Origin of the sequence: Streptomyces sp. BBFR2, from assembly GCF_044497305.1 — a bacterium.
GTDB lineage: Bacteria > Actinomycetota > Actinomycetes > Streptomycetales > Streptomycetaceae > Streptomyces.
Genome location: NZ_CP172415.1, coordinates 2,600,527 through 2,625,957, shown reverse-complemented (window position 1 = coordinate 2,625,957; position 25,431 = coordinate 2,600,527). Strand labels below are relative to the sequence as shown.

General features: G+C 75.3%; 20 protein-coding genes. 8 read left to right on the top strand and 12 right to left on the bottom strand.

What is annotated here, in order from left to right:
- The first annotated feature begins 346 nt into the window (after window positions 1-346).
- Together ACGH2B_RS09920 and ACGH2B_RS09915 are read left to right on the top strand one after the other, a co-directional pair.
- Window positions 347-583 (top strand): hypothetical protein, encoded by a 237-nt coding sequence (locus ACGH2B_RS09920; protein WP_399087131.1) that lies wholly within the window; start codon window positions 347-349, stop codon window positions 581-583.
- Between the two features lie 173 nt (window positions 584-756).
- Entirely contained in the window at window positions 757-2,094 is a 1,338-nt protein-coding gene (locus ACGH2B_RS09915) for a glycosyltransferase 87 family protein (protein WP_399087129.1), read from the top strand.
- Between the two features lie 191 nt (window positions 2,095-2,285).
- Here ACGH2B_RS09915 and ACGH2B_RS09910 read toward each other — a convergent pair whose 3' ends face one another.
- Both ACGH2B_RS09910 and ACGH2B_RS09905 read right to left on the bottom strand, forming a co-directional pair.
- The gene (locus tag ACGH2B_RS09910; protein WP_399087127.1) at window positions 2,286-3,941 is read right to left on the bottom strand and encodes a DNA repair helicase XPB; all 1,656 of its coding nucleotides are present in this window, start codon (window positions 3,939-3,941) and stop codon (window positions 2,286-2,288) included.
- 151 nt (window positions 3,942-4,092) lie between these two features.
- Window positions 4,093-4,728 (bottom strand): TetR/AcrR family transcriptional regulator, encoded by a 636-nt coding sequence (locus tag ACGH2B_RS09905; RefSeq protein ID WP_399087125.1) that lies wholly within the window; start codon window positions 4,726-4,728, stop codon window positions 4,093-4,095.
- A gap of 96 nt (window positions 4,729-4,824) precedes the next feature.
- Here ACGH2B_RS09905 and ACGH2B_RS09900 point away from each other — a divergent pair, with 96 nt between their 5' ends.
- Entirely contained in the window at window positions 4,825-5,043 is a 219-nt protein-coding gene (locus tag ACGH2B_RS09900; RefSeq protein ID WP_399087123.1) for a hypothetical protein, read from the top strand.
- A 252-nt stretch (window positions 5,044-5,295) separates the two neighbouring features.
- Here ACGH2B_RS09900 and ACGH2B_RS09895 read toward each other — a convergent pair whose 3' ends face one another.
- Window positions 5,296-7,929, bottom strand: a complete 2,634-nt coding sequence (locus ACGH2B_RS09895) for a helicase-associated domain-containing protein (RefSeq protein ID WP_399087121.1) — start codon at window positions 7,927-7,929, stop codon at window positions 5,296-5,298.
- A 290-nt stretch (window positions 7,930-8,219) separates the two neighbouring features.
- On the opposite strand from ACGH2B_RS09895, the gene ACGH2B_RS09890 reads away from it, so the two are divergent.
- Complete coding sequence (locus ACGH2B_RS09890; protein WP_399087119.1) at window positions 8,220-9,914, top strand: hypothetical protein; 1,695 nt, start codon at window positions 8,220-8,222, stop codon at window positions 9,912-9,914.
- A gap of 342 nt (window positions 9,915-10,256) precedes the next feature.
- On the opposite strand, the gene ACGH2B_RS09885 is transcribed toward ACGH2B_RS09890, so the two are convergent.
- The 4 genes from ACGH2B_RS09885 to ACGH2B_RS09870 all read right to left on the bottom strand — a co-directional run bounded on the left by ACGH2B_RS09885 (window position 10,257) and on the right by ACGH2B_RS09870 (window position 14,759).
- Window positions 10,257-11,339, bottom strand: coding sequence for an ABC transporter substrate-binding protein (locus ACGH2B_RS09885; RefSeq protein WP_399087117.1), 1,083 nt, complete (start codon window positions 11,337-11,339; stop codon window positions 10,257-10,259).
- A gap of 380 nt (window positions 11,340-11,719) precedes the next feature.
- On the bottom strand, window positions 11,720-12,622 hold the full coding sequence (locus ACGH2B_RS09880; RefSeq protein WP_399087115.1) for an ABC transporter ATP-binding protein: 903 nt from the start codon (window positions 12,620-12,622) through the stop codon (window positions 11,720-11,722).
- Window positions 12,619-13,761 (bottom strand): FecCD family ABC transporter permease, encoded by a 1,143-nt coding sequence (locus ACGH2B_RS09875; RefSeq protein WP_399087113.1) that lies wholly within the window; start codon window positions 13,759-13,761, stop codon window positions 12,619-12,621. Before ACGH2B_RS09875 ends, ACGH2B_RS09880 begins: the two co-directional genes overlap by 4 nt.
- Window positions 13,758-14,759, bottom strand: a complete 1,002-nt coding sequence (locus ACGH2B_RS09870) for a FecCD family ABC transporter permease (protein ID WP_399087111.1) — start codon at window positions 14,757-14,759, stop codon at window positions 13,758-13,760. Before ACGH2B_RS09870 ends, ACGH2B_RS09875 begins: the two co-directional genes overlap by 4 nt.
- 248 nt (window positions 14,760-15,007) lie before the next feature.
- Here ACGH2B_RS09870 and ACGH2B_RS09865 point away from each other — a divergent pair, with 248 nt between their 5' ends.
- Window positions 15,008-15,676, top strand: coding sequence for an HAD family hydrolase (locus ACGH2B_RS09865; RefSeq protein WP_399087109.1), 669 nt, complete (start codon window positions 15,008-15,010; stop codon window positions 15,674-15,676).
- On the opposite strand, the gene ACGH2B_RS09860 is transcribed toward ACGH2B_RS09865, so the two are convergent.
- A complete protein-coding gene (locus ACGH2B_RS09860; protein WP_399087107.1) occupies window positions 15,646-15,897 on the bottom strand; it encodes a hypothetical protein in 252 nt (83 codons plus the stop codon). The two genes, ACGH2B_RS09865 and ACGH2B_RS09860, sit on opposite strands and share 31 nt — an antisense overlap.
- 219 nt (window positions 15,898-16,116) lie before the next feature.
- Here ACGH2B_RS09860 and ACGH2B_RS09855 point away from each other — a divergent pair, with 219 nt between their 5' ends.
- Window positions 16,117-16,500 (top strand): cold-shock protein, encoded by a 384-nt coding sequence (locus ACGH2B_RS09855; protein WP_143942785.1) that lies wholly within the window; start codon window positions 16,117-16,119, stop codon window positions 16,498-16,500.
- 101 nt (window positions 16,501-16,601) lie between these two features.
- Here the strand turns inward: ACGH2B_RS09855 and ACGH2B_RS09850 are convergent, their stop codons facing one another.
- The 4 genes from ACGH2B_RS09850 to ACGH2B_RS09835 all read right to left on the bottom strand — a co-directional run bounded on the left by ACGH2B_RS09850 (window position 16,602) and on the right by ACGH2B_RS09835 (window position 20,599).
- Window positions 16,602-17,453: a 1,4-dihydroxy-6-naphthoate synthase gene (locus tag ACGH2B_RS09850; RefSeq protein ID WP_399087105.1), complete on the bottom strand. Its 852-nt coding sequence runs from the start codon at window positions 17,451-17,453 to the stop codon at window positions 16,602-16,604.
- Window positions 17,454-17,499: 46 nt separating this feature from the next.
- Window positions 17,500-18,234, bottom strand: a complete 735-nt coding sequence (locus ACGH2B_RS09845) for a futalosine hydrolase (protein ID WP_399096885.1) — start codon at window positions 18,232-18,234, stop codon at window positions 17,500-17,502.
- A gap of 5 nt (window positions 18,235-18,239) precedes the next feature.
- Window positions 18,240-18,743, bottom strand: coding sequence for a hypothetical protein (locus tag ACGH2B_RS09840; protein WP_399087103.1), 504 nt, complete (start codon window positions 18,741-18,743; stop codon window positions 18,240-18,242).
- A gap of 437 nt (window positions 18,744-19,180) precedes the next feature.
- Entirely contained in the window at window positions 19,181-20,599 is a 1,419-nt protein-coding gene (locus ACGH2B_RS09835) for an MFS transporter (RefSeq protein WP_399087101.1), read from the bottom strand.
- A gap of 389 nt (window positions 20,600-20,988) precedes the next feature.
- On the opposite strand from ACGH2B_RS09835, the gene ACGH2B_RS09830 reads away from it, so the two are divergent.
- The gene (locus ACGH2B_RS09830; RefSeq protein WP_399087099.1) at window positions 20,989-21,912 is read left to right on the top strand and encodes a DUF3027 domain-containing protein; all 924 of its coding nucleotides are present in this window, start codon (window positions 20,989-20,991) and stop codon (window positions 21,910-21,912) included.
- A 253-nt stretch (window positions 21,913-22,165) separates the two neighbouring features.
- Window positions 22,166-25,420 (top strand): sacsin N-terminal ATP-binding-like domain-containing protein, encoded by a 3,255-nt coding sequence (locus ACGH2B_RS09825; protein WP_399096882.1) that lies wholly within the window; start codon window positions 22,166-22,168, stop codon window positions 25,418-25,420.
- Window positions 25,421-25,431 lie beyond the last annotated feature (11 nt).

Genomic DNA, 25,431 nt, shown 5'->3' with positions numbered 1-25,431 from the left:
CTCCTCGACGGAAAGCCGACGGGAGGCAGGGAGACGCGCGAGTCTAGTCAGCGGGCGCAGCGGGCGCCAACGCATTTCCGCGGGGCGGGAAAGCGGGGCGGCGGGGGCCGGGCGGGCGTACGCGGCGGGGCCGTGGCCAAGGCCCGATGGCCCCCGCCGGGGCGTCGCTGCACGTCGCGCTGGTACTACCCGCCCACCTGCGCCCGGCGTCGGTCCGTACCCCTCTCGTAGGGGGCCGTACATCTCCGGTAGGGGGTGGGGGTGATACCGCAGTGAGAGACCGGTCGGCGCGGGAATGGACCCATGGACCGATGTGTGGCATTCGCGCGAAAAGCATCATGGAGTCATGAGCAGCGCAACGATCTCCCCAGCAGCCGGACACCCGGCATCCCTGCACCCGATGAAGGGCGCCACGGCCCTCGGCGCCGACCACGCCGGCCGCCACCCGGTCGGCAGCGCCCTGCGCGCCGTGAAGGTCTTCGCCTCGGCCGCCCTCAGCGTCGTCCTCCTCGGCGAGTACGGAGAGGAAGGAACCCACCACCGCGTGCCCCGCCCCCGCACCACCGACCCGATACGCCACTGACCGTCCGCGTCCCCGACGGGACTCCGGCACCGGGCATCCGTCCGTCCGTGCCGCCGCGCGTCCGGTGTGTCCACCACCGGACATCTGGTTGACCGGAAACAGTTACGGGCCATCGGCCCATATCGGTTAGCGTCGCCGCCGAGAGCGCGCAGGGCGATGGGGAGGGGAAAAGAGTGTCTGCCGCCGACGGGACGCGGACATGGACATGGCGGCGTACGTGGGCGCAGAGCGTCGCGCACCCGCGCCGCACGGTCATCGCCGGAGCACTGCTCGCGGCATCCCTCATCGGACTGGGCGTGCTCTACACCGTCCACCCACTGGGGATGCCCGATATAGAGGTCTACCGCGCCGAGGGACAGGCCGCCGTCTCCGGCAGCGATCTCTACGGCTTCACGACCACCAAGTGGAACCTCCCGGCCACCTACCCGCCCTTCGCGGCCCTGCTCTTCATCCCCACCACCTGGATCTCCCTCACCACCCTCAAAATCGCCTGCTTCGTCGCCAACACCGGACTGCTCGCCGTACTGATCCAGCTCTCCTGCAAAGCCGCCGGGGTACGCCGTTCCGTGTACACCGCGCCCGCCGTCCTCGGCGCCACCGCGCTCGGCATCTGGGTGGAGCCGGTCTTCCAGACTCTCGTCTTCGGGCAGGTCAACCTCGCCCTGACCTGCCTCGTCCTCTGGGACCTCGCTCGCCCCGACGGCGCCCGCTTTAAGGGACTCGCCGTCGGCCTCGCCGCCGGGGTGAAGCTGACCCCGGCGATCTTCGCGGTCTATCTGCTGGTCACCGGCCGGGTGAAGGCCGCCTGCACCGCGCTGGCCGGCTTCGCCGGATCGGTCCTGCTCGGCTTCCTGGTGCTGCCGGACGCCAGCATCGACTTCTGGACCCGGCGGATGTTCGAGACGGACCGCGTCGGCAAGGTCTGGATCGTCGACAACCAGGCGCTCCAGGGTCTGTTCGCCCGTGTGCTGCACACTCCCGAGCCAGGCGCCGTCTGGGCGGTCGCCGCACTGCTCACCGCGCTCGGCGGCCTCTGGGCCGCGCACCGCGTCCACCGGCGCCGCGGATCGGACCTCTGGGGCGTGCTGTGCACCGCCGTCACCGCGCTGCTCGTCTCGCCGATCAGTTGGTCCCACCACTGGGTCTGGTGCGTGCCGCTGCTCATCACGCTCGCCGCGCGCACCCACCGTGTCCCCTGGCGCCGCGCGCTGCTCGCCGCCGTCACCGTCGCGTTCACCGCCCGCACCCTGTGGATCGTCCCGCACGCCGGCTACCGCGACCTGCACTTCACCTGGTGGGAACAGCCTCTGACCTCGCCGTACCCGCTGCTCGGCCTGGCGCTCCTCGCCGCGGTGGTGTGGCACACCCGCACCGCCCCCGCCCTGCCGGCCGCCCTCTCCGGCGGCGCCGTCCCCCGTCCCCGGGCCGTCCCCGTCGAAGCGTCCCGAATACCGGCCCCGGCGTCAGCCGCGCCGGACGGCGGCAAGGAAACGGCGGAGGGAGCGAGCTGAGCCCGTCGGCCGACCGGCCGCGGCTGACGCCTCGGCCGACCGGCCGCGGCTGACGCCCGCTCCCTCCGCAGGAGCACCCCCGGACGGGCGCGCCTTACGGACGTACGCGCCCCGGGCGTCCGCGCCGTCCGTCCGGGGTACGTGCCTCAGCGGTCCGTGTCCTCAGGCGGGTATCCGCCGTCATCCGGCGCTCAGACGTCCTCTTCCTCCGCCGACAGCAGCTCCGTGGCGTCCACGATGCGGTACGCGTAGCCCTGTTCGGCGAGGAAGCGCTGGCGGTGGGCGGCGAAGTCCTGGTCGACGGTGTCGCGGGCGACGACGGAGTAGAACCGCGCCTCGTGCCCGTCCGCCTTCGGGCGCAGCACCCGGCCCAGCCGCTGTGCCTCCTCCTGGCGGGAGCCGAACGTGCCGGAGACCTGGATCGCGACCGTCGCCTCCGGCAGGTCGATCGAGAAGTTCGCCACCTTGGAGACGACCAGCACCGAGATCTCGCCCTCGCGGAAGGCGTCGAAGAGCTTCTCCCGCTGCGCGTTCGTCGTCTCGCCCTTGATCACCGGGGCGTCCAGATGCGCGCCCAGCTCGTCGAGCTGGTCGATGTACTGCCCGATGACCAGCGTCTGTTCGCCCTGGTGGCGCCGGACCAGCGCCTCGGTGACCCGCTGCTTGCTGCCGGTCGTGGCACAGAAGCGGTACTTCTCCTCGGTCTCCGCCGTCGCGTACGCCAGCCGCTCCGAATCGGAGAGGCTGACACGCACCTCGACGCAGTCCGCGGGCGCGATGTACCCCTGCGCCTCGATCTCCTTCCACGGCGCGTCGAACCGCTTCGGGCCGATCAGCGAGAAGACGTCCGACTCGCGGCCGTCCTCGCGCACCAGCGTCGCCGTCAGTCCGAGGCGGCGGCGGGCCTGGAGATCGGCGGTGAACTTGAAGACCGGCGCGGGCAGCAGATGCACCTCGTCGTAGACGATCAGGCCCCAGTCCCGGGAGTCGAACAGCTCCAGGTGCGGGTAGACGCCCTTCCGCTTCGTCGTCAGCACCTGGTACGTGGCGATGGTGACGGGCCGGATCTCCTTCTTCGTCCCGCTGTACTCGCCGATCTCGTCCTCGGTCAGCGTGGTCCGCTTCACCAGCTCGTGCTTCCACTGCCGGGCCGAGACGGTGTTGGTGACCAAGATCAGCGTCGTGGCCTTCGCCTGCGCCATCGCACCGGCCCCCACCAGCGTCTTTCCCGCGCCACACGGCAGGACGACGACGCCGGAACCGCCGTGCCAGAAGCCCTCGACGGCCTGCTGCTGGTACGGCCGCAGCGCCCAGCCGTCCTCGGCGAGGTCGATCGGGTGGGCCTCGCCGTCGACGTACCCGGCGAGGTCCTCGGCGGGCCAGCCGAGTTTCAGCAGCGTCTGCTTGATCTGGCCGCGCTCGGAGGGGTGGACCACGACGTTGTCCGGGTCCAGCCGCGCGCCGACCAGCGGCTGGATCTTCTTCGACCGCAGTACCTCCTCCAGCACCGGCCGGTCGGTGCTGGTCAGCACCAGCCCGTGTGCGGGGTGCTTGACCAGGGTCAGCCGCCCGTACCGCGACATGGTCTCGGCGATGTCGACGAGCAGCGCGTGCGGCACCGGATAGCGCGAGAACTGCACCAGCGCGTCCACGACCTGCTCGGCGTCGTGCCCCGCGGCCCGCGCGTTCCACAGTCCGAGCGGCGTCACCCGGTACGTGTGGATGTGCTCCGGCGCCCGCTCCAGCTCCGCGAACGGCGCGATGGCGCGCCGGCAGGCGTCCGCCGCCTCGTGGTCCACCTCCAGCAGCAGCGTCTTGTCGCTCTGGACGATGAGAGGTCCGTTCACGCGCCTCGCCTTCCTACCTGAGTGCTGCCCGCTACCGTCGCCGCCCGGTCACCGGCCGTGGCCCGTGGCCGGGCGGTTGGTCAAACGTCCAGTGTGCCGCATCGGGGAGGGAACGGGCCCGGGTCGCGCCGGACGCCCGGCGGCTCCCGGGTCAGGGCGCGGCCGGAGCCGGAGTCGCCAGTTCCGCCAGGTGGGCCCGGAGCGTGCCGGAGCAGTGGGCGGGGGTGACGACGGAGGGGTGGAGGACGGCGGTGAGGCAGAGCCCGTCGATGAGGGCGGCGAGGCGTTCGGTCTCGGCGGGAACGTCGCGGCCGGGGCCGAGCGCGCCGCTGCCGGCGAGGCGGGCCAGGACGTGGTGGATGAGGGTGCGGGTGCCGGTGGCGGCCTTGCGGGAGAGATCGGCGAAGGCCGGGTCGGTGCGGGCGGCGGTGGTGAAGTCGAGGAAGACGGTGACCTCGGCGCGGCGCAGGTCGTCGAGGGGGAGCAGTTCGCCGAGGAGGTCCGCGGTGAGGCGGAGCTGCTCGGCCACCGGGTGACCGGCCAGCGCTCCGATCCGGTCGACGCGGCGCGTCAGCCGCGCGGTGACCCGCTCCAGCATCGACTCCATCGCGAACCGCATCAGCTCCTGCTGCGAGGCGAAGTAGTGGCGGACGGAACCGATGTTGAGGGCCGCCTCGTCGGCGACGGTGCGCAGGGAGGCGCGCTGGAGGCCGTCCCGGACGACGATCCGGAAGACGGCGTCGATGACGTCCCGGCGGCGGGCTTCCCGGTCCACGAGCTTCGGCACGGGTCCTTTCTACCACGTTTTTTATCACCCCTGTGATAAATTCTTTTTCTGTCACGGCTGTGAGGGAAAAATCGACGGAGAGAACGGGGTCATGTCATGAGGGCGTATCTCGGATTCCTGCTGATCAGGTTCGGCGTGCTCGCCGCGGTGCTGGTGGCGCTGGCGCTGCTGGTTCTCGGTGTGGCCCTCGCCCTGAAGCGGCGCGGCCGGCTCGCAGAGATACGCCGGTACGCGGATCCCGCCGCCCGCGCCGCCCTGCGCGCCGCCACCCGCAGGCTGACGGACGGTCCGGGGCGGGGCGGGGACCGGCGGTGACGGGCGAGGCGGGGCGGACTGCGGGACGCCGTGTCCCACGGGGGTGGATCACGGCGTTCCGCAGTTGTTCCGGGCCCTTGTCTCCGGGCCCTTGTCCCGTAGGGGATGGGACGGAGGAAGAAGCCCGGGGATGTTCCGGAGGTGTGGGCGGCCCCGAGGGGCGTACCCCTACGGGGCGTGCCCGTGCCCGTAGGGGATCCGTACGGGATGCCCCTTACGGGCCGAGCCTGCGGAAGGCCCGTTCCCCCCGGCTCACACCGTGTCGTCCGCCAGGTCGGCGACGCCGGTGATGCGGTGCAGAGGGTAGGTGCGGACCTCGTCGGCGGTGTGGTCGTAGGCGGTGACGAAGCCGCCCTCGACGCGTACGGGGGCGATGACGCGCTGGCTGGCTGCACCGTCGGCGTTGACATAGCCGATCCAGACGGCGGCGCCCGTGAGGACGGCCGCCTGCATCGTGGCGAGGGTCTCCGCCGAGGTGGTGCGGGGCGGCGCACCCGGTGACGGGGCGGTGGCGGTGACGGGTTTACGGGTGGCGGTGGCGGCCAGATCCCCGGCGCGGATGGCGCGGACCGCCGCCTCCAGGAGGGGCGGGTCGGGGACGGGCGGCCCCTCGGGCACCGGGACGGGCGCGGTGCGCGGCCCCGTGCGGTACGCGTCGGGCCGGGCGATCACGACGTCGCCCTCGGCGGACTCGGCGGCGGGCGCGTAGCCCATCGCCCGCAGGCCGTCCAGGAGGAGGTCCGGGGCGATCTGCGCGGCCAGCACCGTGGGGGCGAGGCGGCGCAGCCGCAGCGGGGCGGCGCGGCGGTCGGCGAGGATCTCGGCGAGCAGCGCGTCGTCGTCGCAGCGGACGTACGCGCCGGCCGCGCCGACCCGTAGCCGCCCGTGCCGGCGGGCCACATCGTCGATCAGGTAGGCGAGCGGCTGCGGGACCGGCGTCCGGGAGTGCGCGGTGAGGAATTCCTGCAGCTCGGCGGCGGTGCGGCCGGTGTCGAGGGCGCGGCGTACCGAGGTGGGCGTGAAGCGGTAGACCGTCGCGCCGCCCTTGGACTCGATGTCGGCGAGGACGCCCAGCGTCTCGGCGAGCGGACGGCGCAGCGGCCCGGGGGCGACGGCGGTCAGGTCGGCCTGGAGCAGGACGTGGTCGAGGGGCTCGGGCAGCAGCGGCGCGAGAAGCGCTCCGGCGCGGGCCGCGGCCTCCCGGGTCCCGGCGGTGGTCGGAGCGGTACGGGGCGCTCCCGCTCCGGGGCCGGTACCCGGGGCCCCGGCGCCCGGGGCGTCCAGGAGGGCGCGGCCGGGGGCCGACAGGGCGCCGCGTCCGGTGACGCCCAGGAGTTCGGCCTCGGCCAGCGTCCACCGGGCGAGGCGGGTACGGAGGTCTTCCCCGGGCGGGGGAGCGGCGCTCCCGGGGCCGCTCCCCGTACCGGCACCGGGTGCGGCGGGTGCGTTCTCCGGGGCGGTGCGCAGCGGGCGCTCCCAGTGGAGGCGGTCCAGGACGGCGGCCTCCGGGACGGCGGAGCCCGGTGGCAGCTCGGCGAGGAGGGTGAGGGTGCGGCGGCGGACCTCGGGGGCGGGGGAGCGGTCGAGGTGCGGGCCGAGGGCGGCGGCCGCCCGGCCCTTGGCGTCGGCGGTGCCGACCACGCCCGGGGTGCGGGTGGCGTCCAGCCAGGCCGCCACCAGCTCCGCCCAGCGCTGGGCGTCGGGCAGTTGCCGCCACTCCTCGGCGGCGGGCGTCGGCGCGTACCGTTCGTCGGCCTCGCCGTCGGAGGCGATCAGGCCCGCCCCGTGGGCCAGCTCCAGCCAGAAGGCGGCGGTCTGCTCGGTGGTGTCCAGGGCGGCGGCGGTGCGCTTGAGGTCGCGGACGCTCAGGCCCCCGGCGCGCAGCACCGCCGGACCGCCCAGATCCCACTCCTTCAGCAGCTCCTCGACGGTCGCCAGCGCCGTGAACGCCTGCCCGGCGGCGGCCGCGTCCACAGCCTGTGGATCGCGTGCGGTGACCGGCGCGAGGGCAGGCGGCACCGGCGCGGGGTCGCGGTGCGCGCGCCCCGCCCGCAGGTGCAGCGCCACCTCCCGGGGCAGGACGACGTTGCGGGCGCCCGCGGGCAGCAGCAGGCCGCGGTCCAGGAGCCAGCGCAGATGCGGTGCGGGCCGTTCGGTGACGCTGCCGTACGGCGGGCCCCACAGCAGCCGGTCGAGGACGGCGACGGACTCGGCGGGCGCCTCGTCCAGCAGCGCCGCCATCCGCTCGCCGTCCGTGAACAGCGAGGTCAGCGCGGCGACGGCGGTCACCGGGTCGTGGGTGGGCGGCAGTCCGGCGGCGGCGATGACCTCCTGGAGCCGCCCCGGCGACATCCCGGCCGCGGCCTCCGCGAGGGTCGGCCCGAGGCCGGTCGGCGACGGGTGCGCCGCACTCGGAGCCAGCAGTTCCCGGGCGGTCCGCACCAGACGCAGCCGGTCGTCGGGCCCCCACACCAGGGCCTGTGCCCGCAGCGCCGCCACCGCACCGGGCAGCGCGGCCAGCACCGCCGCATCCAGGGAGGGGTCGTCCGGCCCGCCCTGGGGAGCGTCCGGCGCGCCCGTGTCCTTGGGCGCGCCCCCGGACGTGCCCGGGGCGGGCGTTCCGGCTCCGGTCATCAGGGAGGCGAGCGTGGGGTACGGGCAGGGGTCGGGCGCCACCGCCAGCGCCTCGGCGGTCTGCAGCGCGAACCGGTCCAGGCGCTCCACGGCCCGCGCCACCGAGGCCCGGGTCCCGGCCCGGGTGGCGAGCTGGGTGACGTCGCCCGGCACCGGATTGAGCAGGTCGGGGCGGGTCCGCAGCAGGTCGACGAGCCCGTCGTCGGTGCGGGTCCGAAGCTCCTCGGCCAGGGTGCGGGGCGTATCCGTCATCCGCCCTACGTTAGCCGGGCCGATGCCCGCCGTAACGGGTTCCCGCTGTGACGGCGCGCACCCGGGCCCGTACGCACCCGCCGCGCGCCCCGGACTCCGGGATCAGGGGGACCCGTAGGGGGCGGGCCCTCCGGCCGCCGGGGTGCCCTGAGTTCGGCCGTGGCTCCCGTAGGGGCCGGGCGCCCTGCGGGACGTTCCCGTATCCGGGGCCGTACGCGCCGCCCCCGGTGTGCCCCGGAGGGGAGGCGGTACGGTCGGGGCAGTAACCAGCGGACGCCGCAGGGGATTTCGTGGGGATCGAGAGCGATCAGCTCGTTTTTGACTATCTGAGCCGGGTCGGCGACCTGGCCCAGCAGCGGGGCCTGCCCTCGTCGGTGCGGATGCGGCTGGTGGCCGATCTGCGGACCGAGGCCACGGCCAGGATCGCGGGCCAGAAGTCCCCGTCGGTCTCCCAGGTGAAACGGGTGCTGTCCCGGCTGGGCACCCCGGAGGCGGTGGTGTCGGCGGCGGAGGCGGACGCCGGGACGGACAGCCCTCGGACGCGGGCGGCCGCGCGGCCGGGGCCGGAGGCCGGGCGGTCGCCGACGGGGCCCGAGGCGCCGGTGCCTGACAGGCCGTCGGCCCCGGTCGTGCCGTCGGGGCCGCTCGTGCCACCGGGTCCGGCCGACCCGGCGCCCGCCTCGCCCCCGGGCGTTCCACCCGTTCCGCCGACGGGGGCCACCGGGCCCGCCGCACCGCTGGGCGCGTCCGAACCGCCCGCCTCCTCCGGCCTGTCCGGGAAGCGTGCCTCTTCCGGCCCGTCGGGCGGGCCCGGGACGGCCGGACCCGCCGGGGCTCCGGGAGCCACCGGGCGGCCCACCCCGCCCGGCCCCGCCGACGCGTCCGAGCCGGCCGATCCGCCGGCCCCGTCCCACCCCGCCTCACCGGATGGCGCGGAGGGTGGAACGCGGACATCCGGCGCCGCTCCGTCCGGTACTCCGTCCGGTCCGGACGGGACCGGTGAGGGCACCGGCTCCGCGTCGGCCACCTCCCGTGGCGTACGCGGGTGGCTCGGCGGTCCCGCCGCGCTCGGCGGGCTCGCGGGCAGGACGGGTGCGCAGGGCGAGGACGGCGCGCGAGGAGGGCTGGGGCGGCCGGTGCCGCTCGGGAAGTCCGGGCCGGCGGGGGCGCCGGGGAAGGTGCCGCCGCCGCGGGACGGGGCGCGGGCCGGGCAGTGGTCCGGGCTGTTCAAGAAGGGCGCCCGGGGCGCGGCTTCCGGGGAGCCGGCGGACGCGGCGGGGCCCCGGTTCACGCTGCCGCCCGGGGGCGCCGCACCGCCGCACCTGGCCGGCGCCGACGAACTGGGCGACGGCGACGCGGACTGGTGGCTGCCCCGCCCGGAGCCGACGGGCGTGGGCGAGACGGTGCCCGGGTTCGTCGGCGGTATCGAGATCCCGGAGATCTGGAAGCGGCCCGGGGAACAGGACGACGCGGAGAAGGCGGCGGACGCGGCGGACGGTACGCCGGGGGAGGGCGCCGGTGAGGAAGCCGGGGGCCGTCCGCTGCCGGGGCTGCTGCGCCGCGCCCTCGGCCGGAAGAAGGCGGCGCCCGCCCCGGAGACGCCCGCCCCGGAACCGGCGGCCGAGGAGGCGCCCGCGCGCGCCCGGGCCCGGCTCAGCCCCGTGGTGACGCTCGCCGTGGTGTTGCTGCTGGCCGGTGCGGTCCTCGGGAGCTGGCTCGCGCTGGCCGCGGGCTGGGCGGTGACGTTCCTCTCGCGCCGTCTGACCACCGCCGAGGCGAAGTTCGCGGCGCTCGGCGTGCCCGGTGTGCTGGCGGGCGGCGCGGCCGTATGGATGTGGGGCCGTGCCACCGGCCGGTGGGGTGACCCGATCGCCTCCGGGAAGATGGGCGCCGCGCTCCTCGACGGTCTGCCGGTCCTGGTCCGCGTCGCCGCCGTCGCCTCGGCGGTGTTCCTGGTGTGGCGGATGCGGCGCTGGGCCCGCTGACGGGCCGGGCCCGCCGCGGCTGACCACTCCTCACAGGGCTGCCCCGTAGGGGGCGTTCGCCCTCGCGGGATCTGCCGTGCCGGGCCCCCTCACGGGACGTCCCCTACGGACTCACCTGCCCTACGGACTCGCCTCCCCTACGGGATCCCCGTACGGCGCTTCCCATAGGGGAGACCGAACGGGCCACTGCCACCCGCCACGCAGTCCAGGAACGTGTTCCGGCGACGCCCGCCCGGAACGCGTTCCGGGAACGGGACCCCGCATTCCCGGTCACCTCCCGGAATGCGTTCCGCGAACGCCCCCCCGGGACGCCCCGGGCGGCCCTCTCCTCCCCGGAACGCTTCACCCCTTCGCCAGGCGTGCCCGTACCTCGTCGAGGATCTTGTCGGCGGCGGTGTAGCCGATGCCCTGGATCCAGAGCTGGTCGTCCACGCGGAAGGCGCGGCCGTCCTTCACCGCGTGCAGGTTCTTCCACAGCGGACCACTGGTGACCTGCGCTTCCTTCGACTTCTCCGGGGAGCCGTAGCTCGCGTAGAAGACGGCGTCGGCGTCGGCGCGGTTCATCTGCTCGGCGCTCAACTCCGTCATCAGGCCGTCCTTGGCGCCGTTGACGACGTCCGTCGGGCCGGTGCCGAGGTCGTCGAGGACGGTGCCGATGTAGCTCTGGCAGCCGTAGACGCGGGTGTCGGCGCCCTCGACGAAGCGGACGACGTTGGTCCGCAACGCCTTCGCCTTCGCCGGTCCGCCGAGCGCCGCGGTGACCTGCCGGGCGTGTGCCTCGTACGCCGCGACGGCCTTCTTGGCCTGCGGGATCCGGCCCAGCGCCGCCGCGTGGACGGCGAAGTTCTGCTTCCACGGGTAGCCGGTGGTCTCGGTCATCACCGTCGGCGCGATGCGGGTGAGCTGCTGGTAACTGCGGCCGTCGCGGACCTTGCTGGTGAGGATCAGATCGGGCTTGAGGGCGGCGACGGCCTCCAGGTTCGGGGCGCCGATCCTGCCGACGTCCTTGATCCCGGCGACCTTGTCCTTCGGCAGGTAGTCGAGGAAGCCCGAAGCGGCGTCGGAGCGGGTGGCGCCGACCGGCTCGACCCCGAGGGTGAGGGCGGAGTCCAGCTCCGCGGTGTCCAGGACCACCACCCGCTTCGGCGCGGCCGGCACCTCGACCTCCCCCATCGCCGTGGCGACCTTGTGCGGACCGCCGCCCGAGGACGGCTGCGCCCAGTGCGTCACCGGCTGCTTCGGACAGGCGGCGGCCTTGAGGGACCCGCCGTCATCGCCGCCGGACCCGCCGCTCCCGCAGGCGGCGAGCGTGAGGGAGGCGACGACCGTCCCGGCCACGGCGATCGCGGTGGAACGGACGGGACGCGGCCACGTCCCACGGCTGACCCGACGGGCGACGGCACGACGGGCGAGGTGACGACTCATGGGATGCCCTTTCACTCGTATTCATCTCGTACGGGAAGAGAGGCCGGAACGGCTGTACAGGTGGAACGGACGCTGCCCGTACGGGTGGAACGACGCTCTCCCCTACGGGTGGAACGACGCCATCCCTTACGGGTGGGACGGCACCGCCCCGTAAGGCTGGAACGGAGCCATCCCGTACGGGTGGAACGGCGGCCCCGTACGAAGGGAACGGACGGGACGCGCCCGTACGGGGTGGGACAACCCTGCCCCGTGCGGCTGGAACGGCGACAGCCGCACGGAGCGCCGGGGCACCCCGTACGCGAGCGGACGGTACAGGCCGGAACGGCCCCGAACCACAGCCCGCAGCGCCCCACCGGCCCGTCAGGCCCGGCGGCCCCGCCTCAGCCCCCGGAGACCTCACGCCTCCGGGAAGCCCCGGCCCCGGAAGCCGCGCCCCCGGAGCTCTCACCCTTCGCCCACGGCTGCCCCGGTACCACCAGCGGAGAGCCCGTCACCGGGTCCGGGATGACGACCGCCTCCAGGCCGAAGACCTCGCGTACCAGCTCCGCGGTGACCACCTCCCCGGGCGGGCCCTCGGCCACCACCCGGCCGGCGCGCATCGCCACCAGGTGATCGGCGTACCGGGCGGCCTGGTTCAGGTCGTGCAGCACGGCGACGACCGTGCGGCCCCGCTCGTGGTTGAGCTGGCGCACCAGGTCCAGCACCTCGACCTGGTGGGCGATGTCCAGATACGTCGTCGGCTCGTCCAGGAGGAGCAGATCGGTCTCCTGGGCCAGCGCCATCGCGATCCACACCCGCTGCCGCTGGCCGCCGGAGAGTTCATCGACGGCGCGTTCGGCGAGCTGCGCGACGTCGGTGCGCTCCATCGCCTCCGTCACCGCCCGCTCGTCCTCCGCCGACCACTGCTGCCACCAGTGCTGATGCGGCTGGCGGCCGCGCGCGACGAGGTCGGCGACGGTGATCGCCTCGGGTGCGACGGGCGTCTGCGGCAGCAGCCCCAGCGACCGGGCGATCTGCTTCGTCGGGATCCGCGCCAGATCCGCGCCGTCCAGGAAGACCGCGCCGCGCCGCGGCCGCAGCAGCCGCCCCAGAGCGCGCAGCAGCGTCGACTTCCCGCAGGCGTTCGGCCCCACGACGACGGTGACCGCGCCCTGCGGCACGTCCAGATCCAGCCCGTCGACGACCGTACGGTCCTCGTACGCCAGCGTCAGCTCCCGCGCCGTCAGCCGGCTCGGGGCGGGCCCCTCGGTCGCGGGGGCGGCGGTTGCGCCGGTCTCGGTCACGCTTCTCCTCCTGCGGCACGGCTACGGATCCCGGCGCGGCCACGGCCCGCCGCCCGGCTACGGGTGCGGTGGCCCCGGATGATCAGCCAGATCAGATACGGCGCGCCGACCGCGGCGGTCAGCACACCCACCGGCAGCTCCGTCGGCGCGAACAGCTTGCGGGCCAGCAGATCGCCGCCCACCACGATCGCCGCGCCCAGCAGCGCCGAACACAGCAGCGGGATCTGCGCGGTACGGGTCAGCCGCCGGGCGATCTGCGGCGCCAGCAGCGCCACGAAGTCCACCGGGCCCGCCGCCCCCGTCGCCATCGACGCCAGCACCACACCCAGCGCCACCAGGCCCAGCCGGGTGCGGCCCAGCCGGACGCCCAGCGCCGTCGCGGTGGCGTCGTCCATCGACACCGTCCGCTGCGCCCGCGCCGCCCACAGCACCGCGGGCAGCAACGCCAGCAACGCCCAGCCCAGCGGCGCCGCCTCCGCCCAGCCCCGGCCGTTCAGCGACCCCGTCATCCACACCTGCGCCTGCTGCGCGACCAGGTAGTCGCCCTTCGTCAGGAAAAGCTGGATCACCGAACGGAGCGCCACCGCGAAGCCGATACCGATCAGCACGAAGCGCGTCGCGTGCAGCCCGCCGCGCCACGCGAAGACGTACACCAGGCCCGCCGCCAGCAGCCCGCCGGCCACCGACAGGTACGGCAGCACGGTGTACGAGGTGATCCCCAGCGTCATCGCGCCGACCGTCAGCGCGCCCGCGCCCTGCGTCACGCCGATGATGTCCGGGCTGGCCAGCGGGTTGCGGGCGACCGTCTGGATCAGCCCGCCCGCGATGCCGAACGCCGCGCCGACCAGCAGCCCCACGGTCATCCGCGGCAGCCGCAGCGTCCCGACCACCAGCTCCTGCGACGACGGGCGCCCCAGGATCACGTCCAGCACATCGGACGGCGCGACGAAGTCCTCACCGACACAGAGATACGCCAGGCACACCCCGGCCAGCAGCGCCGCCAGCAGCACGGCGACGACCGCCGCCCGGCGGTGCACCAGGAACGAGACACGGCCGCCGCCCACCACGGCGTAACCGGCCGGACGGTGCCCGCGGGCCGGCCGCGCGGGGCCCGCCGCACGGGTCGTGGGGGCGCTCATGCCGCCACCGCCTTCCGCCGGACGAGGGTCACCAGGAACGGCACACCGATCAGCGCCGTCATCACACCCGCGGGCACCTCCGACGGCGGGAAGACGATCCGCCCGACGGTGTCCGACACCAGCACGATCACCGGGCCGAGCAGCGCCGCCATCGGCAGCACCCAGCGGTGATCGCCGCCGACCACCGCGCGCGCCAGATGCGGCACCGCCAGCCCGACGAACGCGATCGGACCGGCCGCGGCGACGCCCGCGCCGGTCAGCACCGTCGCGCCGAGCCCGCCGACGATCCGTACGACCGCGACCTTCTGGCCCAGCCCCCGGGCGACGTCCTCACCCAGCGCCAGGGCGTCCAGACCGCGCGCGACCGACAGCACCAGCACCGCGCCGACCAGCAGGAACGGCCAGATCTGGGCGGCGACCGCACTGTCCCGGCCGGTCAGCGAACCGACCTGCCAGAACCGGAACTCGTCCAGCGCCGCCGCCTGCGTCGTCAGCACCGCCATCGTCACCGACACCAGCAGCGCGTTGATCGCCGCCCCGGCCAGCGCCAGCTTCACCGGCGTCGCCCCGCCCCGCCCCCGGGTGGCGATGGCGTACACCACGACGGAGGCGAGGGCCGCGCCCGTGAACGCGAACCAGACGTACCCGGTGAGCGTGTGCACCCCGAACAGCGAGATCGCCAGCACCACACCGACCGACGAGCCCTGGCTGATGCCGAGGATGCCGGGATCGGCGATCGGATTGCGGGTGATGCCCTGGAGCACCGTCCCGGCCATCGCCAGCGCCGCCCCGACCATCAGGCCGATCAGCGTCCGCGGCAGCCGCAGATAGCGCACCACCTGCGCGGCGTCACCGTCCCCGCCGTGCACCAGCGCGCCGATCACCTCGGACGGGGAGAACGCGCGGCTGCCGACGGCGAGCGAGAACAGGACGGCCAGCAGCAACGCCGCCACCGCCGCCAGCGTCAGGACGAGCCGCCGCCCGCGTATCCGGCTCATCGCGCGGCCCCGGGGCCGGACGGGCCGGGGCGCGCGGCGGTGCTCCGGGGGCTGCTTGCCTGGTCGGCTGACATCGGGTCCATTTCGAGATATCCGGGCGCAGCACGCGCCCCCGGGTCGGGCGGCGGACCACCGGCCCCAGGGGCACGCTCTTAGGTAAGGCAAGGCTAAGGGTACGACCCGGGGCCGGGCCGGGCCCGGCCGGGCGGCCCCATCGGCTGTCAGCGGTCCCCGGCACAATGGAGGGCATGGCTGCCAAGACCGCCCCCACCGACCCGACCGCCGCGCGGCTGCCCGCCCCGACCGTCGGCTTCGATCTCGACATGACGCTGATCGACTCCCGCCCCGGCATCAAGGCCGCCTACCAGGAGCTGTCCGCCCGCACCGGCGTGTACGTCGACGCCGACCTCGCGATCACCCGCCTGGGCCCGCCGCTGGAGCAGGAGATACGCCAGTGGTTCCCCGAGGAGCGGATCGGCGAGGTCAGCGAGGTGTACCGGGAGCTGTACCCGAGGTACGCGATCGGGCCGACGCCCGCGCTGCCCGGCGCCCGCGAGGCGCTGGCCGCGGTCCACGCCGCCGGCGGCCGCACACTCGTGGTCACCGCGAAGTACGAGCCCAGCGCCAAGCTCCACCTCGACCACCTGGGCCTGGAGGTCGACATCCTCGCCGGCTCGCTGTGGGCGGAGGCCAAGGCGGAGGCGCTGCGCGCACACGGCGCCACCGTCTACGTCGGCGACCACACCGGCGATGTGCGCGGCGCGCGGACCGCGGGCGCGCTGTCGGTCGCGGTGGCCTCCGGGCCGTGCGACGCGCTGGAGCTGCGCGCCGCCGGAGCGGATGTCGTCCTCGACGACCTCACCGCGTTCCCGGAGTGGTTCGCGGGCTACCTCGCGGGCGACGCCGCGTCCGCCTGAGCCCGGCGGCGCTGGCCGAGAACGGAGCGCACCACGCCCGCCCCGGCGATCAGGAAGCCCACGCCCATCAGCATGCACACCCAGTAGAAAACCGAAGGCAGCGGCTCGGCACCGATGAACAGCGGCGTCATCGTGGCCAAAGTGGCCAGTGCGCCAATGAGGAACACGATCGCGCCGATTCGGACCAGCAGATCCCCGTCCCGGGGCGTTTCGTCAGACACCTGACCAGGGTAAGTCCGGGCCACGAACTCCGAGGAACCGCCCGGTACGTCTTGTCACCGTGGCCGGGAGCATTAGCCTTGGTGACGGCGGGTCCGGGTGACCCGCTGCACTGCTATCCAGACCAGTTTTTCCGGCAGCGTTTCCGTAATTTCCGCACATTCGGCATTTTCCGAGCAGTCAGCCCGCATTTTCCCACGAGTACGAGGACGAGGACAGACGTGCCTACCGGCAAGGTCAAGTGGTTCAACAGCGAGAAGGGCTTCGGCTTTCTCTCCCGCGACGACGGCGGTGACGTCTTCGTGCACTCGTCGGTGCTGCCCGACGGCGTGGACGCACTCAAGCCGGGCCAGCGCGTCGAATTCGGCGTCGTGGCGGGGCAACGCGGCGACCAGGCACTTTCCGTGACGATCCTCGACCCGGCGCCCTCGGTGGCCGCGGCCCAGCGCCGCAAGCCCGATGAACTCGCCTCGATCGTGCAGGACCTGACCACCCTGCTGGAGAACGTCACCCAGCAGTTGGAGCGCGGGCGCTACCCCGAGAAGGCGCACGGCGCCAAGATCGCCGGAATGCTCCGCGCGGTCGCCGATCAGCTCGACGTCTGACCCGCGCCGCCGGGCTCCGCGCCCTGGCAAGGCCCGCGCCCGGCCGGTCCGTCAGGACCCGCCGGGCGCGGGCCTTCCCGCAGGGCGCCGGGCCGGCCGGATCAGACGAACGCCAGCGCGTCCGGGCCGAGGGGCGGCACCAGCCCCTCGGCCGCCGCGCGCGTCAGCAGCCCCCGCACCGCCGCGTAGCCGTGCTCGCCGAGGTCGGCGGTGAACTCGTTCACGTACAGCCCGATGTGCTGGTCGGCGACGGCCGGATCCATCTCCTGGGCGTGTTCGAGGACGTACGGACGCGACGCCTGCGGGTCGTCCCACGCCATCCGCACCGACGTCCGCGCCGCGTCCGCCAGGCGGCGCAGCGTCTCCTCGCCCAGTGACCGCTTCGCGATGATCGCGCCCAGCGGGATCGGCAGGCCGGTGGTGCGCTCCCAGTGCTCGCCCATGTCGGCGAGGCAGGTCAGGCCGTAGTTCCCGTAGGTGAAGCGGGCCTCGTGGATGACCAGGCCCGCGTCGACCTTGCCGTCCCGGACCGCCGGCATGATCTCGTGGAACGGCAGCACCACGATCTTCCCGACACCGCCGGGCACCTCCGCCGCCGCCCAGAGCCGGAAGAGCAGATACGCGGTGGACCGCTCGCTGGGTACCGCCACCGTCTTCCCGGCGAGCCCCGCCGCGTCGCCGCCCTCGCGGGTCAGCACCAGCGGCCCGCAGCCGCGGCCCAGCGCCCCGCCGCACGGCAGCAGCGCGTACTCCTGAAGGACCCATGGCAGCACCGCGTACGAGACCTTCAGGACGTCGAACTCACCGCGCTCGGCCATGCCGTTGGTGATGTCGATGTCGGCGAAGGTCACCGACAGCTCGGGTGCGCCGGGGACGCGGCCGTGCGCCCAGGCGTCGAAGACGAAGGTGTCGTTGGGGCACGGCGAATAGGCGATGTCCAGCGGCCGGGTCACGGGTCCTCCTCGCGAACGGGCCCGGCGCGGTGGCCGGGCCGGGGTGTCACAGGGCGCGCAGTGCGGCGGGCAGTGCCGCGAACGCGCCGGTCAGCGCGGTGAGCGCCGGGCCGATGCGCCAAGCCGCCCGGTCGCGGGGGCCGACCGCGTTGGAGACCGTACGGATCTCCAGCACGCCCGCCCCGTGGGCCACGGCCGCCTCGGCGACCCCGAAGCCCTCCATGGCCTCCGCCAGCGCGCCGGGGTGGCGCGCCGTCAGCTCCGCCGCGCGGGCCGCGGAGCCGGTCACCGTCGACACCGTCAGCACCGGGCCGGTGTGCGCCCCGCAGGCGGCGGCGACGGCCCGCACCAGCGCCGGGTCCGGGTGGTGCGTGACCGTCCCGAAGCCCAGCTCCGTCACCGGCAGGAAGCCTTCGGGCGTCTCGGCGCCCAGGTCGGCGGCGGTGAGCGCGTCCGCGACGACCACCGAGCCCAGCGGGGCGGCGGGCGCGAAGCCGCCGCCGATCCCGGCGGAGATCACCAGGGAGTACGGCGCGCCGTCCAGCGCGGCGGCGGTCAGTGCGGTGGCCGTCCCGGCGGCGGCCGCCGCCGGACCGACGCCGGCGGCCAGGACGTCGAGGACGGGGCCGGTGCCCGTGCCGCGGTGCAGCGCGAGGCCGCCGGGCAGGGTGTGCGGGGTGTACGGGCCGCCCGCGGCACACACCGCGTCGCGTTCGGCGGCGACCGCCGTGACGACGAGCGTCCGCGCCGGACGGCCCGTCCGGCGGGCGCCCCCGGTCAGCGCGCTCAGTCCTTCTGCTTCAGGGTGAAGTGCCACATGGTCTTCGGGCCCTGGCCGTTGCCCAGCTCCGCGACCTGGAGCGTGACCGACTTGCTGTAGCTGGTCTGGCCGGTCTGCGGGTTCTGCTGCATGAAGAGGGTGTCCGCGTCGAAGGAGCGGTACGTCTCCTTGCTGGGCTCACGCATCACGGGGCCGCCGCCGATGACGATCCAGCCGGAGTCGGCGACGTCCGGCGCCACGCCGACGCGGACCTTCTCACCGGGGTGCACGGTGATGGTCTTGCCGCCGTTCTTGGAGATGCAGGTCTCGACCTGCTTCTTGCTCAGCAGCTTGCCGTCGCCGTCGCAGCCGGGCGTGGCCTCGGCGGTGACGGTCGTGGAGCCGACGGTCACGGTCGCCAGGTCGGTCGGCTTCTCACAGGCGGAGAGGGTGATGAGGCCCAGGGACACGGCACCGATGGCGGCAGCGGCACGGCGGCCCTTGCCCCAGGAGATCAACGCAGCGGTCATGACGGGCAGGCTATCTGGCGCCCCGGCGCTCACCACGCCCGGGTACGGCGTGCCGCCCCACGCCGCCCGCTTGCGCAGCGCCGGGCCCGGCACCCGGGAGCGCCGCCCGTACCCGGCGGAGGGGGAGGCCGTCCCTGGTGGGGACCGTGTCCGTAGCCGAGGGAGGCGGCCACCGGGTCCGGTGGGAACGCCGCCCGCGCCCGAGGGGCGCTGCTGTCCGGGCCCGGCGGAGGCCGCCGCGCGTGTCCGGCGGCCCGGCCCGTGGCCCGTACCGCCGCGTCCGGAGCCCGGCGCCCCGCCGCGCCCCGTATGCCGTACGCCCCGCATCCGCGGCCCGCCCCCTGCGGACCCCGGCCTCGCAAATCCGCCCGCGCGGCCCGGCCTCTCACCGGACCCGGGCGGCCCCGGCCTCTCACCGGACCCGGGCGGGCCGCGCCTCACCGCACCCGCGCTCCCGCCCGTCCGCCGTGCCGGGCCGCGGCCAGCAGGCCCCGTACGGAGATCAGCGCGCCGAGCGCCACCAGGGCGGCGGCCACGACCATGCCGGCCTCGCCGACGAGGGGCAGGGCGATGCCGATCGCGCCGCCGAGCACCCAGGACAACTGCACCACCGTCTCCGAGCGGGCGAACGCGGAGGTGCGGACCGTCTCCGGGACGTCGCGCTGGATCATCGCGTCCAGCGACAGCTTGCCCAGCGCCTGGCAGATCCCCGCGGTGGCCGCCAGCGCCGGGACGACCACCAGCGGCAGCGGCTCGTACCCGACCGCCGCCGCCACCGCCGCGGCCAGGGCGACGCCCAGCACCCCGGCGACGATCCGCTCCGGGCCGCGCGCCCGCAGCCAGGCGCCGACCGCGGTGCCGAGCGCGTTGCCGCCGCCCGCCGCGACCGCGACCAGCCCCAGCGATGCCGCGGCGCCCAGCCCGTCCAGCGGCTGCTCGCGCAGCAGGAACGCGAGGAAGAACGTCAGCAGGCCGGACAGGGCGCGGAGCGCGGCGTTGGCCTGGAGCCCGTGCAGCACCGACGGGCCGACGGTCCGCAGCCCCGGCCGCCGTCCGCGCCCGGTGGACTCCCCGGACGCCAGCAGCGCGCGGGCCTCACCCTTCCCCGAGTCGACCGTGTGCGGCAGCGTGAACGACAGGAAGGCGCCGCCGCAGAACACCAGGAACGCCCCGAAGAGCGGCCACATCGGACCGATCAGATGCAGCCCGGCGCCGGCCGGCGCGGCCACCGCGGTCGCCAGCAGCCCGGCGAGCGTCACCCGCGAATTGGCCTTGACCAGCGAGATGCGCGGAGGCAGCAGCCGCGGCACCACCGCGCTGCGCACCACGCCGTACGCCTTCGACGCCACCAGCACGCCCAGCGCCGCCGGATACAGCTCCAGACCGCCGCCGGCGACCGCGCCCGACATCGTCAGCGCCAGCACCGCCCGCGCCAGCATCGCGGCGGCCATCGCGGCCCGCCGCCCGTGCGGCACCCGGTCCAGCAGCGGCCCGACCACCGGCGCCAGCAGCGCGAACGGCGCCATCGTGACGGCGAGGTACAGCGCCACCCGGCCCCGCGCCTGATCGGTCGGTACGGAGAAGAAGACCGTGGAGGCCAGCGCGATGGTGATCAGCATGTCGCCCGCGGAGTTCACCGCGTGCAGCTCGATGAGTTTGCCCAGGCCCGTCTCGCCCGCGCCCTGGGCGTGGGTGGCGCGCCGGACGCCCCGGGCGGCGCCGGTGAACGGGCGGTGCAGCGACCGCCCGGCGGACCGGCCCGCCCGGCGGACCCGGTCGCGCCGCATCCCGCTCCGGGTCGACGCGCGCGAGAACCGCGAGCCTCCCGGCCCCTTCGACGCCCGTGCGGCAGCCATCCGGCCATACTGCCCGAATTGGTCAGCTATCGGCTGGTTTCCCGGGCTTGTCGTGCGAGGCGGCGGCACCTCGGACTCCCCGGGGGTGCCGCCCCGGCACCCGGTGATCGCATTTGCCGCTCCCGCCGAGGGGTCGTCCGCGGCCGAAGGGGTAGCGTGTGTAGCGCGCCACCGGCGGTCGTCCATGGCCGCGCGCCTTTGCGCGATCCCTCAGAATGGGTCGTGAGAGGTGCGCTCGACCCAAGCGATCGGGCGCGGACGTCGACGCGGTCCCCAGGTCCGCTCCGCCCGCCCCGCCCCGCCGGTCGTCCGGACAAGGACAGGACAGCTCCGGCTGGCGCACTCGTGAGACGGCGTGGAAGAGAGAATCGATTCTTGTGAGTGCTGCGATGCGAAGCCGTACCCCGGACCGCCTGTGCGCCGAGGCGGTCGACCTGGCCCGTGCGGCGGCCGAGGAGACCGCGCTGCCGGGCATGGTCGGCGAGCACCTGGAAGCCGTCGCCGACGGTGACCGCGTCGTCACGCACTTCTTCGCCTGCAAGGAGCCCGGCTACCGCGGCTGGCGCTGGGCCGTCACCGTCGCCCGCGCCTCCCGCGCCAAGGTCGTCACCCTCGACGAGTCGGTGCTGCTGCCCGGCCCGGACGCGATCCTCGCCCCCGAGTGGGTGCCGTGGAGCGAGCGGCTGCGCCCCGGCGACATGGGCCCCGGCGACCTGCTGCCCACCGACGCCGACGACCTGCGCCTGGAGCCCGGCTACACCGGTGAGGACGCCCCGCCGCCGAACTCCGCCCTCACCGAGGACCTGCCCGCCGAGACCGCGGAGCTCGCCGAGATCGCCGACGCCGAGGACGCCGACGTCGTCCCCGGCTCGCCCGCCGTCCAGCCCGTCCCCGCCCGCGGCGACCTCACCTCCCTCGCCGACGAGCTGGGCATGCGCCGCGCCCGCGTCCTGTCCCGCTACGGCCTGCACGAGGCCGCCGACCGCTGGGACGAAGCGTTCGGCGCCCGCACCGCGATGGCCCAGGCGGCCCCCGCCACCTGCGTCTCCTGCGGCTTCCTCACCCCGCTCGCCGGCTCCCTGCGCCAGGCGTTCGGCGTCTGCGCCAACGAGTTCTCCCCCGCCGACGGCCGCGTCGTCTCCCTCTCCTACGGCTGCGGCGGCCACTCCGAAGCGGCCGTCATGCCCGCCCCGCCCCGCCCCCCGGCCCCGGTCATCGACGAAACGATCATCGACCCCCTCACCCTCCGCCCCGCCCCCACCGGCGGCTCCGTGGAGGACACCACCCCACCCGAAGACCTGGGCCATAGCTGACCCCGAGTCTGTTCTTCTTTTCCCTCCCTCTTTCTCCGAGGAAGCGGTCCGGCAGACGGCGTACAACGGGAGGTGGCGGGGCCGGGGGTGGTGCCGAGGACGTAAAGCGGAGCAGTCCTCGGCACCACCCCCGGCCCCGCCACCGCACCCACCACCCACCGAGGACCGCCCCCTCCCCCCGCCGGGCAGGCGCCCCGCGCTACGGCCGGCACACAACCCGTAGAAGCGGAGACGCAACGTGCCCGGTACGCCCATGGTCCACGGGACCCCAGAAGGGGCCGACCCCTTCGGTACCTCCCGGCTGCGCCGAGGAGTCCTGGAGGCGTGGGCCGCCTCCCCCGCCCGCTTCCGGGAGGACGCCAACGCCGAGGAGGACCTCGCCCTCGGCGGCTACCGCGACCGCCTCGCCGTCGAACTGGCCCAGAACGCCGCCGACGCCGCCGCCCGCGCCGGCGTCCCCGGCCGCCTGCGGCTCACCCTGCACCCGGCCGACGGTGCCGCCCCCGCCGTCCTCGTCGCGTCCAACACCGGCGCCCCGCTGGACGCCACCGGCGTCGAATCGCTCGCCACCCTCCGTGCCTCCGCGAAGCGGGAGGCGAGCGCCGCGTCGGGCGCGGTCGGCCGGTTCGGTGTCGGGTTCGCCGCCGTGCTGTCGGTCTCCGACGAACCGGCGCTGATCGGCCGCACCGGCGGCGTCCGCTGGTCGCTGGCCGAGGCGCGCGAGCTGACCCGCGAGATCGCCGCCCACAGCCCCGGGCTCGGCGGGGAGCTGCGCCGCCGCGACGGCCATGTCCCGCTGCTGCGCCTGCCGCTGCCCGCCGAGGGCTCCGCGCCCGAGGGCTACGACACCGCCGTGGTGCTGCCGCTGCGTGACGGCGCCGCGCTGGAGCTGGCCGAGCGGCTGCTCGCCGGGATCGACGCCGCACTGCTGCTGACGCTCCCCGGCCTCGCCGAGATCGTCGTCGAAACCCCGGACGGCGTACGGGAGTTGCGGCGCGCGCACGACGGCGAACTGGTGCGGATCGAGGACAGCGAGCGCGGTGACACCCGCTGGCGGGTGGTCACCGACGGCGGCCCGCTCCAGCCCGCGCTCCTCGCCGACCGGCCGGTGGAGGAGCGGCTGCGCCCGGTGTGGTCGGTGACGTGGGCGGTGCCCGTGGACGCCGACGGCGCCCCGGCGGCGCCCGGTACCGCGCCCGTGGTGCACGCGCCGACGCCGACGGACGAGCCGATGGGTCTGCCGGCGCTGCTCATCGCGTCGTTCCCGCTGGAGCCGACCCGCCGCCACGTCGCGCCCGGCCCGCTCGCCGACTTCCTGGTGGACCGCGCCGCCACCGCCTACGCCACGCTGCTCGGCGCCTGGCGCCCGCTGACCACCGCCGCCCTGGACCTGGTGCCGGGCCCGCTCGGCAAGGGCGGCATCGACGGCGAACTGCGCGGAAAGATCCTTCAGTTGCTGCCCCGGACGCGGTTCCTGCCCGCCGCCGCCCCGGCCGCCGCACCGCCCGCCACGCCCGACGACACCTGGGACGAGCCCGGCTCCGCCGCCCGTGACGGACTGCGGCCCGTCGACGCGGAGGTCCTGGAGGGCGGCGGCGCCGGGCTCGTCGCCGTCCTCGCCGAACTCTTCCCCACGCTGCTCCCCGCCGGGCTGGAGCGCCGCCCGGAGCTGCGGGCGCTGGGCGTCGCCCGCGTCCCGCTCGGCGAGATGATCGACCGGCTGGCGGGCGTCGAACGCGCCCCGTCCTGGTGGTGGCGGCTGTACGACGCGCTGGCCGGCACCGACCCGGACCGGCTCTCCGGGCTCCCCGTACCGCTGGCCGCACCCGGCGGCGGCGCCGTCCGGACGACGCTCGGCCCGCGGCAGGTGCTGCTGCCGGTGCCCGGTGAGGACACGGCGGACGGCGCGGCGGCCGCCCGGTACGCCACGCTGACCCGCCTCGGGCTGAAGGTCGCGCACCCCGAAGCCGTCCACCCGCTGCTGGAGAAGCTGGGCGCCCTGCCCGCCTCACCGCGCGCGGTCCTGACGACCCCGCAGGTCAGAGCGGCCGTCGCGGGCTCCCTCGACGCCGACGAGGACGCGTGGGACCTGCTCGCCGACCCGGACGGGCCGGGCGCGCCGCCCGGCGCCGACGAGATCGCCGAGACGGTCCTCGCCCTCGTCCGCGACGCGCACCTCGCCCCCGGCGACGAACCGTGGCTGGCCGCGCTCGCCCTCCCCGACGAGGACGGCGAACTCGCCCCCGCCGGCGAGCTGGTCTACCCCGGCAGCCCCTTCGAACAGGTCCTCCGTGAGGGTGAACTCGCCGCCTGTGACGCCGAGTTGGTGGACCGCTGGGGCGAACAGCCGCTGACCGCCGTCGGGGTGATGGCCGCCTTCGCGCTGGTCCGCGCCGCCGATGTGGTCCTCGACCCGGATGAACTGGAGCCGCGCGACGGCGACTTCGCCGAACCGGACGACGCCGGGCTGCTCGACGCCGTCGACGTCTGGTGCGAGGACATCCTCGACGCGCTGCCCGACACCCCCGTACCGCCGGTCGTCACCGAACTGATCGCCGTCCGCGACCTCGACCTCGTCGACGACGACGCCTGGCCGCAGGCGCTCGCCCTCCTCTCCCAGCCACCGCTGCGCGATGCCCTGACCAGCCCCGTACGGGTCCTGCTGCCGGACGGCACCACCGAATCCGTCCGCCCCTACACCGCGTGGTGGCTGCGCGGCCACCCGGTCCTCGACGGCCGCCGCCCGGCCGGACTGCGCTCCGCCGCCGGTGACCCGCTGCTCGCCGGGCTGTACGAGGCGGCCGACGCCGGGGATGTCGATCCGCAGGTGCTGCGGGCGCTGGGGGTGCGCACCTCGCTGGCCGCGCTGCTGGACGAACCGGGCGGCGCCGCCGAACTGCTGGGCCGCCTCGCCGACCCGGACCTGCCGGTCAGCGCCACCCAACTGCACGCCATCCACGGTGAGTTGGCGTCACTCGACCCGGAGGCGGTGACGCTGCCCGACGCGCTGCGCGCGGTCGTCCCGGACGCCGACGGCGGGCCCGGCGGCGCGGTGCGGGTGGTCGACGCGGCCGACGCGCTGGTGGCCGACGCGCCGGACCTGATGCCGCTGGCGGCCGGACGGGCGCTGCTGCCCGTCGCCCCGGACCGCGCCGAGGCGCTGGCCGACCTCCTCCAGGTGGCGCGGCTGAGCGAGGCGGTGGCGGCCGAGGTGCGCTCCGAGGGCGTCCGGCACGCGGTACCGGACGAGGTCCGGGCGCTGCTGGGGCCCGCCACCCCCGAGGCGTACACCGAACACGAGGAACTGCTGGTCGGCGACGGCGACACCACCGCCGAACTGGACTGGCGCCTGACGCCGGACGGTGCGCTGCACGCCGCGACGCTGGAGGGCGTGGCCGCCGGACTGGCCTGGGCCACCGGCCAGTGGCCCCGCCGCTTCGAGGTCGCCGCCCTGCTGGAGGACCCGGACCGGGGCGACGAACTGGCCCGCGCCCGCTGGTTCGACTGACCCGGACGGCA